General features: G+C 61.9%; 16 protein-coding genes and 1 riboswitch. Of the genes, 14 read left to right on the top strand and 2 right to left on the bottom strand.

The features are described 5' to 3' along the window. The first annotated feature begins 3 nt into the window (after positions 1-3). Genes cobN through cobJ form a run of 5 tightly spaced genes read left to right on the top strand, consistent with a single transcriptional unit; the run spans position 4 to position 6,524 of the window. The gene (gene cobN, locus FN806_RS00330; protein ID WP_142632898.1) at positions 4-3,297 is read left to right on the top strand and encodes a cobaltochelatase subunit CobN; all 3,294 of its coding nucleotides are present in this window, start codon (positions 4-6) and stop codon (positions 3,295-3,297) included. Then, positions 3,294-4,421, top strand: coding sequence for a precorrin-3B synthase (gene cobG / locus FN806_RS00325; RefSeq protein WP_142632896.1), 1,128 nt, complete (start codon positions 3,294-3,296; stop codon positions 4,419-4,421). Before cobN ends, cobG begins: the two co-directional genes overlap by 4 nt. Continuing rightward, positions 4,421-5,050, top strand: coding sequence for a precorrin-8X methylmutase (locus FN806_RS00320; protein WP_142632894.1), 630 nt, complete (start codon positions 4,421-4,423; stop codon positions 5,048-5,050). Before cobG ends, FN806_RS00320 begins: the two co-directional genes overlap by 1 nt. Further along, positions 5,047-5,775 (top strand): precorrin-2 C(20)-methyltransferase, encoded by a 729-nt coding sequence (locus FN806_RS00315; RefSeq protein ID WP_142632892.1) that lies wholly within the window; start codon positions 5,047-5,049, stop codon positions 5,773-5,775. Before FN806_RS00320 ends, FN806_RS00315 begins: the two co-directional genes overlap by 4 nt. Then, positions 5,772-6,524: a precorrin-3B C(17)-methyltransferase gene (cobJ, locus tag FN806_RS00310; protein ID WP_142632890.1), complete on the top strand. Its 753-nt coding sequence runs from the start codon at positions 5,772-5,774 to the stop codon at positions 6,522-6,524. Before FN806_RS00315 ends, cobJ begins: the two co-directional genes overlap by 4 nt. Here the strand turns inward: cobJ and FN806_RS00305 are convergent. After that, positions 6,497-7,246, bottom strand: a complete 750-nt coding sequence (locus tag FN806_RS00305; RefSeq protein ID WP_142632888.1) for a cobalt-precorrin-6A reductase — start codon at positions 7,244-7,246, stop codon at positions 6,497-6,499. The two genes, cobJ and FN806_RS00305, sit on opposite strands and share 28 nt — an antisense overlap. Between FN806_RS00305 and cbiE the strand changes: the two genes are divergently transcribed. The 9 genes from cbiE to FN806_RS00260 all read left to right on the top strand — a co-directional run bounded on the left by cbiE (position 7,245) and on the right by FN806_RS00260 (position 14,094). Then, the gene (gene cbiE, locus FN806_RS00300) at positions 7,245-8,444 is read left to right on the top strand and encodes a precorrin-6y C5,15-methyltransferase (decarboxylating) subunit CbiE (RefSeq protein WP_142632886.1); all 1,200 of its coding nucleotides are present in this window, start codon (positions 7,245-7,247) and stop codon (positions 8,442-8,444) included. The genes FN806_RS00305 and cbiE overlap by 2 nt on opposite strands. Next, positions 8,441-8,809, top strand: coding sequence for a cobalamin biosynthesis protein (locus FN806_RS00295; protein ID WP_142635069.1), 369 nt, complete (start codon positions 8,441-8,443; stop codon positions 8,807-8,809). The genes cbiE and FN806_RS00295 overlap by 4 nt, the downstream gene beginning before the upstream one ends. Then, complete coding sequence (gene cobM, locus FN806_RS00290) at positions 8,806-9,600, top strand: precorrin-4 C(11)-methyltransferase (RefSeq protein WP_142632884.1); 795 nt, start codon at positions 8,806-8,808, stop codon at positions 9,598-9,600. Before FN806_RS00295 ends, cobM begins: the two co-directional genes overlap by 4 nt. Continuing rightward, positions 9,587-10,909 carry a cobyrinic acid a,c-diamide synthase CobB gene (locus FN806_RS00285; protein WP_142632882.1) on the top strand — a complete coding sequence of 441 codons (1,323 nt, stop codon included), beginning with the start codon at positions 9,587-9,589 and terminating at the stop codon, positions 10,907-10,909. The genes cobM and FN806_RS00285 overlap by 14 nt, the downstream gene beginning before the upstream one ends. Further along, the gene (gene cobA / locus FN806_RS00280) at positions 10,906-11,634 is read left to right on the top strand and encodes a uroporphyrinogen-III C-methyltransferase (protein ID WP_142632880.1); all 729 of its coding nucleotides are present in this window, start codon (positions 10,906-10,908) and stop codon (positions 11,632-11,634) included. Before FN806_RS00285 ends, cobA begins: the two co-directional genes overlap by 4 nt. Beyond that, entirely contained in the window at positions 11,627-12,370 is a 744-nt protein-coding gene (gene cobF, locus FN806_RS00275; RefSeq protein WP_142632878.1) for a precorrin-6A synthase (deacetylating), read from the top strand. The genes cobA and cobF overlap by 8 nt, the downstream gene beginning before the upstream one ends. A 43-nt stretch (positions 12,371-12,413) precedes the next feature. Then, a riboswitch (cobalamin riboswitch) is annotated at positions 12,414-12,622 on the top strand. Between the two features lie 37 nt (positions 12,623-12,659). Continuing rightward, on the top strand, positions 12,660-12,830 hold the full coding sequence (locus FN806_RS00270; protein ID WP_142632876.1) for a CbtB domain-containing protein: 171 nt from the start codon (positions 12,660-12,662) through the stop codon (positions 12,828-12,830). Between the two features lie 4 nt (positions 12,831-12,834). Further along, positions 12,835-13,533: a CbtA family protein gene (locus FN806_RS00265; RefSeq protein ID WP_142632874.1), complete on the top strand. Its 699-nt coding sequence runs from the start codon at positions 12,835-12,837 to the stop codon at positions 13,531-13,533. A gap of 66 nt (positions 13,534-13,599) precedes the next feature. Beyond that, complete coding sequence (locus FN806_RS00260; RefSeq protein WP_142632872.1) at positions 13,600-14,094, top strand: hypothetical protein; 495 nt, start codon at positions 13,600-13,602, stop codon at positions 14,092-14,094. Here FN806_RS00260 and FN806_RS00255 read toward each other — a convergent pair. Next, positions 14,091-14,504 (bottom strand): DUF1636 family protein, encoded by a 414-nt coding sequence (locus FN806_RS00255; protein ID WP_246097114.1) that lies wholly within the window; start codon positions 14,502-14,504, stop codon positions 14,091-14,093. The two genes, FN806_RS00260 and FN806_RS00255, sit on opposite strands and share 4 nt — an antisense overlap. Positions 14,505-14,565: the final 61 nt, after the last annotated feature.

Below are 14,565 nucleotides of genomic sequence, written 5' to 3'. Positions count from 1 at the left end.
GCCATGCACGTCGTCTTCCGCGAAAGCCACGGGTTAGAGGAAACGGAGACCCCAACCGATCTGGGCCAGAGCCCGGCGGATCTGGTGGTGCTGTCCTTTTCCGACAGTGACCTTGGCGCTTTCGCGGCAGGCTGGCATCGTGGTGGTGGACCCGAAGGTCGGATGCCGACCATGCGGCTGGCCAATCTGACGGCGCTGAAGCACCCGCTTTCTGTCGACACCTATGTCGAGCAGACGCTGGAGGGCGCCAAAGGCATTCTGATCCGCCTGATCGGTGGCGTGCCCTACTGGTCCTACGGGTTGCAGCAGGTTCTGGCACTGGCCCACGCCAAGGGCATGGCCGTTGCTGTGCTGCCTGCGGATGGACGTGAAGATACGCGACTGGATGACTATTCTACCCTGCCCGTTTCAACCCTGCGGCGGCTGGCGCATCTTTGCGACACAGGCGGTGAGGTCGCAGCGCAGGCTGCGCTGGCGCAAATGGCACTGGCCGCGGGGCTTTATTCTGGCCCGGTGATGGGGGCCAAGACGATCCCGGAATGTGGCGTATGGTGCCCGGATCGCGGTGTGATCCCGGCGGATACCGCATTCGCCGGTGATGCCAAGCGCATCCTCGTGACCTTCTATCGCGCCTATCTGACCTCGGCAGACACTGCCCCGGTCGCGGCCCTGATCCACCGTCTGCGTGCGCGTGGGTTTCAGGCTGTTGGCCTATTTGCGCCGTCGCTCAAAGCCCCTACCGCCGCTGACTGGCTGCGCGAACAGGTCGTAGCGCTGGCCCCCTCGGCAATCATCAACGCCACCTCCTTTTCGGGCAAAGGCGCCTCGGGAACGTCCCCGCTGGACGCCGCCAATGTGCCGGTATTTCAGGTCGCCTTGTCCACCGCACGCCGCAAGGCTTGGGTCGATGCGGAACGCGGGCTGTCCCCCGCCGACCTCGCAATGCATGTGGTCCTGCCCGAGGTGGATGGCCGCATTTCGGCGGGCATCGCTTCGTTCAAGGAACCGGGCAAGCGCGACCCGTATCTGGAATATTCCCGTTTTGCCCACCGCCCCGAGCCGGAACGGGTTGAGGCGATCATTGATCGGGTGGACGGCTGGCTGCGCCTAAGCGACAAACCCAAGCCAGATCAGGTCCCAGCGTTGGTGCTGTCGACTTATCCCGGCAAGGACTGGCAGATGGCCCATGCGGTTGGCCTGGATGCATTGGCCTCGGCCGAGGCGATGCTGTCCGATCTGCAGGCTGAAGGCTATGACACAGCACCCGGCGAACCGATAGCCGAGACGCTTTTGGATGCGCGACTTGCTTGGCCGCTCGCGGCCTATAAGACCGCGCTGGCAGACTTGCCGGAACAATTGCAAACGGATCTGCAATCCATTTGGGGCAAGCCTGAGGACGACCCGGTTTTTGCCGATGGTGCGTTCCACTTTACCGCCTTGAACCGGGGCAAGACACTGATCGCGCTGCAACCGGAACGCGGCACGCCCGAGCTGCGCGATGACGACTATCACGATCTTTCGCGCACCCCGCGCCACAGCTATGTTGCCTTCTATCTCTGGCTGCGTAAGGGGCATGGCGCGGACGCGCTGATCCATATCGGCGCGCATGGCACGTTGGAATGGCTGCCAGGCAAATCGGTCGCCCTGTCCCAAAACTGCTGGCCTGAGGCGTTGGTCCGAGATCTGCCGGTGATCTACCCCTTTATCGTGAATGACCCCGGCGAGGCCGCACAGGCCAAGCGCCGGATCGGGGCGGTTACACTGGGCCATATCCCGCCCCCGATGCGAACAAGTGACACGCCGGACCGTATGGTGCGGCTGGAATCCCTGCTTGACGAATTCTCGAACGCCGACGGGCTGGACCCCAAACGCCGCGACCGACTACAAGAAGACATACGGGATGAGGCGCAGGCCATTGGTCTGGAAAGCGATCTGGGTCTGGATCAGGCAACCTGTACCGCCGAAGCGATCACCCGTATCGACCGATTTGTCTGCGACATCAAAGAAAGCCAGTTCGGCGACGGCTTGCACGTCTTTGGCCGCGTCCCCGAAGTGACCGGCAATTTTGATGCCACGCCTTCAGCGCATGCGGAACGTCAATCACTTTTGGACGCACTGGCCGGGAAACGGATCGAGGCTGGCCCGTCTGGCTCACCCTATCGCGGGCGCTCGGACGTGCTGCCGACAGGGCGAAATCTTTACACCACCGATCCGCGTTCGGTTCCAACACGCGCGGCCTATACCCAAGGTGTCAAACTGGCCGAGGAACTAGTGCGACGGCATCTGCAGGAAGAAGGCGATTACCCCAAGGGGCTGATTGTCGACCTCTGGGGCTCGGCCACGATGCGCACTGCGGGTGAAGAATTCGCCATGGCGCTTCACCTACTGGGTGTGAAACCGGTTTGGGACAAGGGGTCGGAGCGGGTTTCCGGTATCGAGGTGCTGCCAATCACTGATCTCAGCCGTCCACGGCTAGACGTGACCTTGCGTGTCTCGGGCCTGTTCCGCGATGTATTCCCGACGCTTTCTGCGCTGTATGGCCAGGCAGTGCGAGCATTGTGTGAACGGGACGAGGCAGCAGACTGGAACCCATATGCCGGGCAGGCACCGGCCGCCCGTGTCTATGGCCCCGCCCCCGGCAGCTATGGCCTGAACATGACGCAGCTATCCGAAATCTATACGGACGAAGCGCGCGCACAGGCCGGTCAGGCTTGGCTGGATGCCAGTTCCTTTGCGCTTGAGGGCGAGCAAATTGCACGGGATGTCGATGGTATTACCCAACGCGTTGCCCACGCCGATAGCTTTGTTCACCTTCAGGACCTGACCGAAACCGATCTGCTGTTGGCCAATGACTATGCCACGCATGAGGCCGGTTTTGCCGCCGCCAAGAAAGTCACTGGCGGTACTGCGCAGCTGTACCATCTGGACAATACCAACCCAGACACCCCCCGCGCCCGAACCCTCTCTGAGGAAATCAGCCGCGTTGTCCACGCGCGCGCGGCTAATCCTGACTGGATCGCAGGAATGCAACGGCACGGATTTCGCGGCGCCGCCGAGATCGCGGCAACGCTGGATCATATGGCAAGCTTTGCCCATCTGTCGGGAACCGTTGCACCGCATCTGTTTGACATCTACCACGATGCCACACTGGGTAACGCCGAGGTTGATGCCTTTCTGCAAGAGAAGAACCCACAGGCGCATCAGGCCATGCAGGACCGGTTCCGTGCTCTGCTCGAGGCTGGCCTGTGGAACACGCGCCGAAACTCGATCCGAGCCGATCTGGAGGGGTTGGGATGAGTGCACCGATCGTTCAGGGCTGGTGCCCCGGCGCCCATCGCCCGATGATGTCGGGGGACGGGTTGGTCGTGCGGGTTCGGCCGCGGCTGGCGCGCCTTGAGGCAGCGCAGATGTTAGGCCTGTGCGAACTTGCCGACCGGTTCGGCAATGGCACCATTGACCTGACCAACCGCGCCAATCTGCAACTGCGCGGTGTGGCCGAGGCCGATCACCAACCTTTGCTGGAAGAACTCGCTGCGCTGAACCTTTTGGATGCGGAACCGGGTATCGAGGTGCGGCGCAATATTCTGGTGACACCGCTCTACCAATCCGGCGATCTTACCGCACGACTGACGCAGGAACTGATCGACCGGTTGGGCGAATTGCCGTCGCTACCAGCCAAGTTTGGGTTTGCCATCGACACCGGACCAAATCGCCTGTTGGTCGGGGATTCCGCGGATATCCGGCTGGAGACAGGCCCCGAGGGGCTGATCCTACGCGCTGATGGGGCCGAAACAGGGCGTCGCGTGACCGAAAAAATCGCCATCGACCACCTGATCGCGCTGGCCGAATGGTTCGCGGATCACCACACGCCCGAGGCCCGGCGCATGGCCCGCGTGGTTGCGACACAGGATTTGCCGTCAGAATGCCAAGGCAGCGCACCGGGTGATGTTGGCGCTCTGCCTGAGCCGGGCATCGTGGAACTGGGTGCGTTTTACGGAGCCGCGTTCGGTCAGTTGCCAGCGCGCGGGCTTGCGGGGCTGATTGAGACCTGCGGTGCCTCTGCGCTGCGGGTCACCCCTTGGCGGCTGTTCCTGATGGAAGGCGGGGCGGCGATACCCGCCCCAGCGTTCGTCACCGATGGCACCGACCCGCTGATGACCACTGACGCCTGCCCCGGCGCCCCGCTCTGCCCGCAGGCGCAGGTGGAGACCCGCGATATCGCCCGCGCGCTTGCCTCGCGTATTCCCGGCCACTTGCATGTCTCGGGCTGTGCCAAAGGATGCGCACGCATGGGACCAGCTGATGTCACCCTGGTCGGCCACGATGGTCGAATTGATCTTGTCAAACAAGGCCGCGCGGGAGATGAGCCAAACCTGCGCGCGTTAAGCCCCGAAACACTTATGACCATGGACTTCACCTGATGCCCTATGAATACGAAACCGACGGCGCGGCGATCTACAAACAAAGCTTTGCCACCATCCGGTCCGAGGCCGATCTGGCACGGTTCGACGCCGATGAGGAACAAGTCGCCGTCCGGATGATCCACGCGGCAGGTATGGTGGGGCTGGAAGAGTTCGTGCATTTCTCACCCGGTTTTGTGACCTCGGCCCGTGCCGCGTTGGAAGACGGAGCACCGATCCTGTGCGACGCCCGCATGGTCAGCGAGGGTGTGACCCGGTTCCGCCTGCCCGCCGATAACGAGGTGATCTGCACCCTGCACGACGAACGTGTGCGTCTGCTGGCTGCAGAGATGAGCAACACCCGGTCCGCCGCTGCGCTGGAGTTGTGGCGCCCGCATCTGCAAGGCGCCGTGGTGGCCATCGGTAATGCGCCCACCGCCCTGTTCCACCTGCTGAACATGCTGGAAGACCCCGACTGCCCGCGCCCTGCGGCCATCATCGGCTGCCCGGTGGGCTTTGTCGGTGCGGTCGAATCTAAAGACGCTCTGTGGGAGGCGCAGCCTGTGCCGTCCTGCATCGTCAAGGGCCGCCTCGGCGGCAGTGCCATCACAGTCGCAGCCATCAACGCCATCGCGAGCCGCGCCGAATGAACGCGGGCAAGATATACGGCGTGGGCCTCGGCCCAGGCGATCCGGACCTTATGAGCGTCCGGGCTGACCGCCTACTGCGCACTGCCCGTCACGTGGCCTTTTTCCGCAAACCGGGTCGCAGTGGTCAGGCGCGCAAGATCGTCAATGGCATGATCCCCGAAGGCGCGGTGGAATTCCCGATGGAATACCCCGTGACCACAGAAATTCCATTGAGTGATCCGCGGTACAATGAGCTGCTCTCGGCGTTTTATGAAGATTGTGCCGCGCATCTGAAGACATTGTCGGATCAGGGCGAAGACGTGGTGGTCCTGTGCGAGGGTGATCCGTTCTTCTACGGATCATTCATGCATCTTTACAATCGACTACGCGGCGAAGCTGAAGTTGAAGTCGTGCCTGCGATCACCGGTATGTCCGGCGCGTGGACCGCAACCGGCGACCCCATCACCTGGGGAGACGACGTATTGACCGTGCTGGTCGGCACATTGCCCGAAGACGATCTGGCCCACCGAATGGCCCAAACCGACGCGCTGGTAGTGATGAAGATCGGGCGCAATATAGACAAAGTGAAGCGGGCCCTGAAGACGGCCGGTTTGTATGACCGTGCTTGGATCGTGGAATACGCTCAGATGCCCAATCAACGCGTGTGCAAATTGTCGGAAAATTGCGAAGGGATCACTCCGTATTTCTCGATCATCATCGTTCACGGACAAGGGCGGCGGCCATGAGCGGTTGGGTCAAGATAGCAGGACTCGGGCCAGGAAACGAGGCTTTGGTGACGCCCGAAGTAACCGCTGCGCTGGCTGAGGCGACGGATGTCGTCGGCTACATTCCTTACGTCGCGCGCATCGCCGAACGCCCCGGCCTGACTCTGCATGCCAGCGACAACCGGGTTGAGATCGACCGCTCTCAGCATGCGTTGCAAATGGCGGCCGAAGGGAAGCGCGTAGTGGTCGTATCCTCGGGCGATCCGGGCGTATTTGCCATGGCAGCAGCGGTGTTCGAAGCGCTGGAAAACGGCCCCCGTGAATGGCGCGACCTACCGGTTGAGGTGCTGCCCGGGATCACTGCGATGCTTGCGGCCTCCGCCCGCGCTGGTGCCCCGCTGGGGCATGATTTCTGCACCATCAACCTGAGTGACAACCTCAAACCTTGGCCTCTGATTGAGAAGCGCCTGCGTCTGGCCGCGCAAGCGGATTTCGCGATGGCGTTTTACAACCCCCGCTCGAAATCCCGCCCCGAAGGCTTTGTCAAAACGCTGGAAATCCTGCGCGAAGAATGTGAACCCGAGCGGCTGATCCTGTTCGCCCGCGCTGTCAGCCGGGCGGATGAGGCAATCCGGATTTCAACCTTGGTCGAGGCCACGCCTGATATGGCCGATATGCAGACCGTTGTCATCGTCGGCTCATCGCTGACCCGCGTGATAGAACGCGCCGGTGACCCGATCGTCTATACGCCGAGGTTCACCCCGGAATGAGCCAGCCAGTCCAGAACCTGCGGAACGCTCGACAGTTCCAGCCGCTGCGGCAGGGCTGGACGGTCGATCATCAACACCGGTATGTCCAGAGCCCGCGCGGCGTCCAGCTTGGCGCGCGCGCCGGCGCCGCCCGCGTTCTTGGATACCACCAGCTGCGTGCCGTGGCGCTGCATCAACGCCCGGTCATCAGCCTCGGCAAAGGGTCCGCGCGCCACGACAACCTCGCAATTCGGCAAGGGCAGGACATCGGGTTCATCCACCAGCCGCAACAGGTAATGGTGCTGGGGCTGGCTGACGAAATCTTCGAGATGCATGCGCCCGACCGCAAGAAACACGCGCTGCGGATTACCGGACAAAGCGGCCACCGCTGCGGCGATATCCGGGACGCGCAGCCAGGTGTCACCGGGCTGCGGTGCCCATTCGGGCCGTGTCAGCGCAACAAGTGGAATCTGCGCCGCATGGCAGGCCTCAATCGCGTTACGGCTCATCCCGGCAGCAAACGGGTGGGTCGCGTCGATAACGTGGCTTATGCTGTGGTCATGGATATATTTCACCAGCCCTTCGGCCCCACCGAACCCACCAACACGCACCGGCAGGGCTTGCGGGCGCGGGTTGTCCACGCGTCCTGCATAGGAGTAGGTCGCGGGAATACCCCGGTCGGCAATGGCTTTTGCCAGCGCGTTGGCCTCGGTCGTGCCGCCCAATATCAGGAGGTTGGACATGTCTGAAGCTCCGTGGCTGACCGTTTTGGGTTTGGGCGAAGATGGACTGGATGGCTTGCCCCTCGCAAGCCGTCAAGTGCTGGAACGCGCTGAAATCATCATGGGGCCACCGCGACACCTGTCCTTGGTTCCCGATTTCGGAGCCCAGCAGGTGGAATGGCCTGTGCCCTTTGCCGATGGTCTGCCGATCCTGACCGGTTTTCGCGGACAATCAACCGTGGTTCTGGCCTCGGGTGATCCGTTCTGGTTCGGCGCCGGATCCGTGATCGCGCGGAATTTCGAAGCCGGGGAATGGGCCGCCCTACCCGGCCAATCCACTTTTTCGCTGGCCGCTGCGCGGTTGGGTTGGCCGCTGGAAAGCACGCAGACATTTGGTCTGCATGCAGCCCCGCTGACCCGCCTGCGCCCCCATCTGGCCCCCGGCCTGCGCGCGATTCTGCTATTGCGCGATGGCAAGGCCGTGACCGAGCTGGCCACCTATCTGACCGACACTGGTTTTGCCGACACACATCTGCACGTGATGGAGGCCTTGGGTGGCCCGCGCGAACGGGCGCGCAGTGTCTCGCTGACCGAGGCGCTGCTGGGTGGGTTCGATCACCCGGTCTGCGTCGGGCTCGAGGTTGCTGGCGGCGGGCAGGCCTTTCCGCGCGCCTCTGGCAAACCGGATGAGATTTTTGAGACCGACGGCCAGATCACCAAACGCCCTATCCGTGCGCTGACCCTTTCGGCGCTGGCCCCGCAGCGGGACGAGCATCTGTGGGACATTGGCGGCGGCACCGGGTCAATCAGCATCGAATGGCTGATGTGTGATCCAACGCTCAGCGCCACAACGATCGAACCCCGCGAAGACCGCGCCGAGCGCATTCGCCGAAATGCCGACGCGCTGGGTCAAGACCGGCTGCAGGTGGTGCACGGCACCGCCCCGGATGCGCTGAACGGCCTGCCCCTACCCGATGTCGTGTTCATTGGCGGCGGGCTGAGCAGTGAGCTGTTGCAATGGCTGCATACAACCCTGCCCTCCGGCACGCGGCTGGTGGCCAACGCGGTGACGCTGGAGAGCGAAGCGCTGCTGGCGCAATGGCAGGATATGCTGGGCGGTGAGCTGCTGCGGATCGAATTGGCACAGGCTTCGGCCCTGGGGCCACGGCGCGGTTGGAAATCGGCCTATCCGGTGGTGCAATGGAGCGTCACGTTATGATCGTCGCAGGCATCGGATTTTCCTCGACCGCTACGCTGGACAGCCTGCGCGCCGCCTATGATCAGGCGAGTGCCGGCCACGCTGTGGACGCGCTGGCCACAGTTGCCGACAAGGAAGGTCACGCCGCGCTGACAGATTTTGCCTCGACCATTGCCCTGCCGCTGCATTTCATTGCCCCCGCCGATCTGGCCGGGCAGCGCACCCTCACCTGCTCGACCCGCAGCCGCGCCACCTATGGCACCGGCAGCGTCGCCGAAGCATCCGCCCTTGCCGCCGCTGGAACTGGTGCGCGGCTGATCTCACCCAGACAGATTTCAGACGACCGGCTGGCCACCTGCGCCATCGCCATCGGAGGACAGACATGACCGTTCATTTCATTGGCGCCGGACCGGGTGCCGCCGACCTGCTGACCTTACGGGGGCGCGATATCATCGCCGCTTGCCCGGTCTGCCTATATGCGGGTTCGCTGGTGCCAGAGGAAATTCTGAACCATTGCCCCGACGACGCCAAGATCGTGAACACGGCGGCGATGGATCTGGATCAAATCATGGCCGAGATCGAGACCGCACATCAGGCCGGTCTGGATGTTGCGCGACTGCATTCCGGCGACCTGTCGGTCTGGTCGGCGATGGGCGAACAAATCCGCCGCCTCAAGGAATTGGGCATCCCGGTCAGCGTGACCCCCGGCGTGCCGTCTTTTGCCGCTGCGGCTGCATCATTGGGCACGGAACTGACCCTGCCCGGACTTGCGCAATCAGTGGTCCTGACCCGGACACCGGGACGCGCATCGTCGATGCCCGAGGGCGAGACGTTGGCGAATTTTGCGCGTACCGGGGCGACGCTGGCCATCCACCTGTCGATCGGCAATCTGGACACTGTTATCGCCGATCTGACCCCGGCCTATGGCGCCGAATGCCCGGTGGCCGTGGTCTACCGTGCCAGCTGGCCCGATGAGCGGATCATCCGTGCGACGCTGGCGACGCTGAAAGACACGCTGGACGAGAGCATCTCACGCACAGCGCTGATCATGGTGGGTCCAGCACTGGCTGGTGAAGGGTTTGACGAAAGCTGCCTGTATTCTAAGGATTACGACCGCCGGTATCGCCCGCAAAGCGCGGACAGCCCTTGGTCAAGCTGGAGCCATGGTGATGACTAACCCTCCGGGCATTCTGATTTCGGCACCGTCTTCGGGGACTGGCAAGACCACCGTGATGCTGGGCCTGCTGCGTGCGCTGGCCGAGGATGGCCTGACCGTCCAACCATTCAAAAGCGGCCCTGACTATATCGACCCGGCCTTTCACCGGGCGGCGGCTGGGCGCGCCTCGTTCAATCTGGACAGCTGGGCGATGGGCGATCCTCTGCTGAACGCAATATCGGCACAGGCTGACGGCGCGGATATCGTCGTAGCCGAAGGATCGATGGGTCTGTTCGACGGTGTCGCCAAACCCGGTGAGATTGGCCATGGATCTAGCGCGGAAACCGCGCAGCGTATGGGCTGGCCTGTGGTGTTGGTTCTGGATGTCGGCGGTCAGGCGCAATCAGCTGCAGCCACGGCGCTGGGGTTTCGGATGTACAACCCCGACCTGCCCTTTGCCGGGGTAATTTTGAACCGCTGCGCCAGCCCGCGCCACGAGCGTCTGACCCGGTTGGGTATGGAACGTGCAGGCCTGCCGGTTCTGGGCGTTCTGCCACGACGCGGAGACCTGACACTTCCCGAGCGGCACTTAGGTTTGATCCAGGCAGTGGAACATCCCGATCTGGAAAGCGCTATTGTCGGCTATGCTGCGTTCCTGCGTGAACATGTCGATCTGGAGGCGATCAAGCGGGCGGCTTCCTCAAGCCCAAATAGGCCATCGTCAGCCGTGCTGCCCCGCCCTCCGGCGCAGCGGATCGCACTGGCCCGGGATGCTGCGTTTTCGTTCACCTATCCGCATTTGCTGGAAGGCTGGCGCGCGGCGGGTGCAGAAATCCTACCGTTTTCACCACTGGCGAATGAAGCCCCTGCCCCGGATGCCGATCTGGTCTGGCTGCCGGGTGGGTATCCCGAGTTGCACGCAGGCACATTGGCCGCCGCCAACACCTTCCAGACTGGGCTGCGCAAACATGCCGAGACAAGACCTGTGCATGGCGAATGCGGGGGCTACATGGCGCTGGGTCAGGCGTTGATCGACAAAGAGGGTGCCCGGCACGAAATGGCGGGCCTTCTGGGCCTTGTGACCTCCTATGAAAAGCGCAAGTTCAACCTGGGTTATCGCAAGGCGGAATTACTGGCCCCAATGGCCGGATTTGCCGAAGGCACAGCGCTACGCGGGCATGAGTTCCACTATTCCTCGATCATCGAACAGCCTGACGCCCCGCTGGCGCGCGTGTTCGACGCCGAAGGCGCGGAAGGCCCGCAAACCGGATCGGTGCGAGACAATGTCACCGGAACATTCTTTCATCTGATCGCCGAGGCCTCGGCATGAGTGGTTTTGTGTCCTTCATCGGTTCAGGCCCCGGCGACCCGGAATTGCTGACGCTGAAGGCGGTAGACAGGATGCAGAAAGCTGATGCGGTGCTGTTTGACGACCTCAGCAGCGGCCCGATCCTGAGCCACGCGCGTGAGGATGCCGATCTGGTTGGTGTCGGCAAACGCGCCGGGCGCCCCTCGCCCAAGCAGGATCACGTCAGCCGCTTGTTGGTCGAATATGCACAAACCGGTCAGCATGTTGTGCGGTTGAAATCCGGTGATGGCGGCATGTTCGGCCGGCTTGAAGAAGAACTGGTTGCCCTGCAAGAGGCCGGGATCGACTATGAAATCATCCCCGGCATCCCCTCGGCGGTAGCGGCGGCGGCAGCGGCGGGCATTCCGCTGACCCGGCGACTGACCGCGCGGCGCGTGCAATTCGTCACCGGCCACGATGTCAGTGGCAAACTGCCCGAAGATCTGAACCTGGCAGCACTGGCTGATCCACAGGCTACGACCGTCGTGTTTATGGGCAAGCGCACCTTTCCCCTTTTGGTTGGCGCCCTGCATTCCCACGGCCTGCCGCTGGACACGCCTGCATTAATGGCCGAATCCGTCTCGACCCCCGAACAAAAGCTGCAACGCTCGACCATCGGTGCCTTGTCGCAGCAGTTGGAAACCGAGATCGGTACCGCCCCGGCCCTGATCCTGTATGGACCTCTGGCAGAGTTCGAAAATGATTGACCTGACGCTGATCGGTATTGGCACCGGCAACCCGGATCATGTGACATTTCAAGGGGCGCAGGCGATCCGTTCGGCGGACCTGATCCTGATCCCCCGCAAGGGCGAAAACAAGGCCGATCTGGCAGGGCTGCGCGAGCAGATCATCGCTCAGGTCGCGGATACCCCTCCGCAAATCGCGTATTTCGACATTCCCAAACGCCGTGCCGATGATGGCTATTTACGCGGAGTGGACGAATGGCACGACGCGATTGCATTGCGCTGGCAGGAGGCCATCGCAGCCCACCCGAAGGCCCGCCATGTGGCGCTGCTGATCTGGGGGGATCCGTCGCTGTATGACAGTTCGCTGCGAATCGCGGCACGTTTGACCCCTCAGCCAGAAACACGGGTGATTCCCGGCATAACCGCGCTGCAAGCGCTGACGGCGGCCCATGCGATTCCGATCAACGAACTGGGCGCGCCCTATATCGTAACAACTGGTCGTCGCATCCGGGACGAAGGATGGCCGGAAACCGCAGAAAACGTGGCGGTGATGCTGGATGGCGAATGTTCCTTCCAAAACCTGAACATGGAAGAATTGGACATTTGGTGGGGCGCATATGTCGGCATGAAAGAGGAAATCCTGATCAAAGGCCCTTTGGCCGAGGTTGCGCAGCAGATTCTAGACCGCCGCGCCCATGCCCGTGCCGACCATGGTTGGATCATGGATATTTATTTGCTGAAAAAGCGCATAATCTGACACAATACGTCGCAAATGATGATTGCACCGCCACAGCTATAGCGGCTAAATGGGGGTGTCTGGTCCTGCCGGAGAAATCCGGATGCTAAGAGGGAATTTGGTGCGACTGCCTCGGTGGTCAACTCCAAAGCCGCCCCCGCGACTGTAAGCGGAGAGCCCCTGTTCAACCAGCCACTCCCGGTTCTCCGGGGGGAAGGCGAACAGAGGCATCGACCCGCAAGCCAGGAGACCTGCCAGGCGCAAAAACGAAACACCGGCCGTCGGGTGCGGCGGCAGAGGAGAATACAAAATGGCAACACAAACGAAAACAGCATCCGCCGCGCGTACAGGCTTTGTTCCGGTCATGTTTGCAGTGGTTCTGGGTCTGGGCCTCATCACGCTGACCGGTCACGTTCAGGCAGCGGCCCTGCATGATGCAGCGCATGACGTGCGTCACGCGACCGGCTTCCCCTGCCACTAAGACCGTGTTCAGTCGTATATTGACCAGCGCGTTGTTCGCTGGTGCTGCAGCGGGGCTGATTGCCGCCTTGCTGCAGTTGGTATTTGTGCAACCAGTATTGTTGCATGCCGAGCTTTATGAATCCGGAGAGCTGGTGCATTTCGGGGGCGAGACCGTATCGGCTCATCCCGAGCTGCCGCGCATGTTCTCTGAACTGACGCGTGATGCGCTGAGTGTCATCTTTACCATGCTGACCTATACCGGCTATGCGTTGGTGATGGTTGCGCTGATGTCGGTAGCCGAAGGTCAAGGACATCAGATTGATGGCCGGACCGGCGTCCTTTGGGGGTTGGCCGGATTTATCGCCTTCCACCTTGCACCAGGTTTCACCCTGGCGCCTGAAGTGCCGGGTGTCGCAGCAGCCGATGTCTATGCACGTCAGGTCTGGTGGTTCGCAACGGTTGCAGCAGCCCTTGTCGCCATGTGGTTGATCGCCTTTGGAGGTAACCTGATCAGCTATGTGATCGCTGCGGTACTTCTGTTGGTGCCACATCTTATCGGTGCACCCGAGCCCGATGTTTTCACCGGCCCTGTGCCGACTGAAATTGGCGCATTGTTCGCCGCACGAGCTTTTGGAATCGGTCTGGTTGCATGGGTTCTGGTTGGCGCGTTCGCTGGCTATTTCTGGCAGAAAGAAGCGCAACCTTCCGAAGCAACGGCCTGATCGCACTTCGATTGAACGCGCCGGGTGTAAACTTGGCGCGTTTCCCTATGTTTTCAAGGAAATACAATGACCCGTTCACTTGCTCTATTCGTGATCGGTCTGGTCTTTGGCGGCGGTGCAGGATTTGTAATTGCTGCTGCAAATGGCGTCACATTTGATGGCCACGACCATTCTGATCCGTCTATTCACGGAGCCTCACACACTGAGACCATGGCCCACGATCATTCCACGGCCCTGAACCTACCGGCAGGCACAGATGCACCTACACTGGACATCGCTCTGACACAGGATCCTATGTCTGGCTGGAACCTGCATGTCATGCCAAAAAACTTTACCTTCGCACCGCAGAACGCATCGACCGCAGACATGGCGGGCGAAGGGCACGCGCATGTTTACATCAACGGAGAAAAGCTCGCCCGGCTTTACGGCAGTTGGATGCACATTGATCAGTTGCCCAAAGGCGAGGTCGAGGTTTCGGTTTCGCTGAATTCCAACAGCCATAGCCCGCTTTCGGTCGATAACGTGCCGGTTCGTGCTGCGGTTACGGTTCAGGTCGATTAAAGCGCCGGAATACGCGCACGCAAACACATCCGAAGCCGCCCGCAGGGTCGGGCGTCTTCAATCCAGCCCTGCGGGCTGTTCAGGTAAGTACGGCAAGTTTCAGCGATATCCGCAGCATCCGCCGCCACATCGACTCCCGAAAACACATAAGATGCGCGCCCCTGCGCCTGTATAGCTAGGGCCGTGGGTTCCGCGCAGCCGCTGAAACAGGCGTGTTCGCTCACTTCGACCTGATCCGTCAATCCGGCCCTTTTCAGTGCGTCCTGCACAGCCTGCACCTCGGCCGCCCGATCGCGTGCGGTGCCACAGGTTTTGCAGATCATCAGGCGCATCCGATCCAGACCTTTCCCTTCGTCCTGCGCCCGTTTCTGCGGCTTTAAGCGGCGCGGCGCAATCCCGAATGCGCACAAGATTGTGAGTGCGACGTCCCCGCATTTCTGGCAGGATTCCTGCAGACACCTTAAAAGGAGG

This window comes from Ruegeria faecimaris (assembly GCF_900182615.1).
GTDB lineage: Bacteria > Pseudomonadota > Alphaproteobacteria > Rhodobacterales > Rhodobacteraceae > Ruegeria > Ruegeria faecimaris.
Note: the sequence above shows the minus strand (reverse complement) of the source record. Positions and strands in the feature narration are given on the sequence as shown.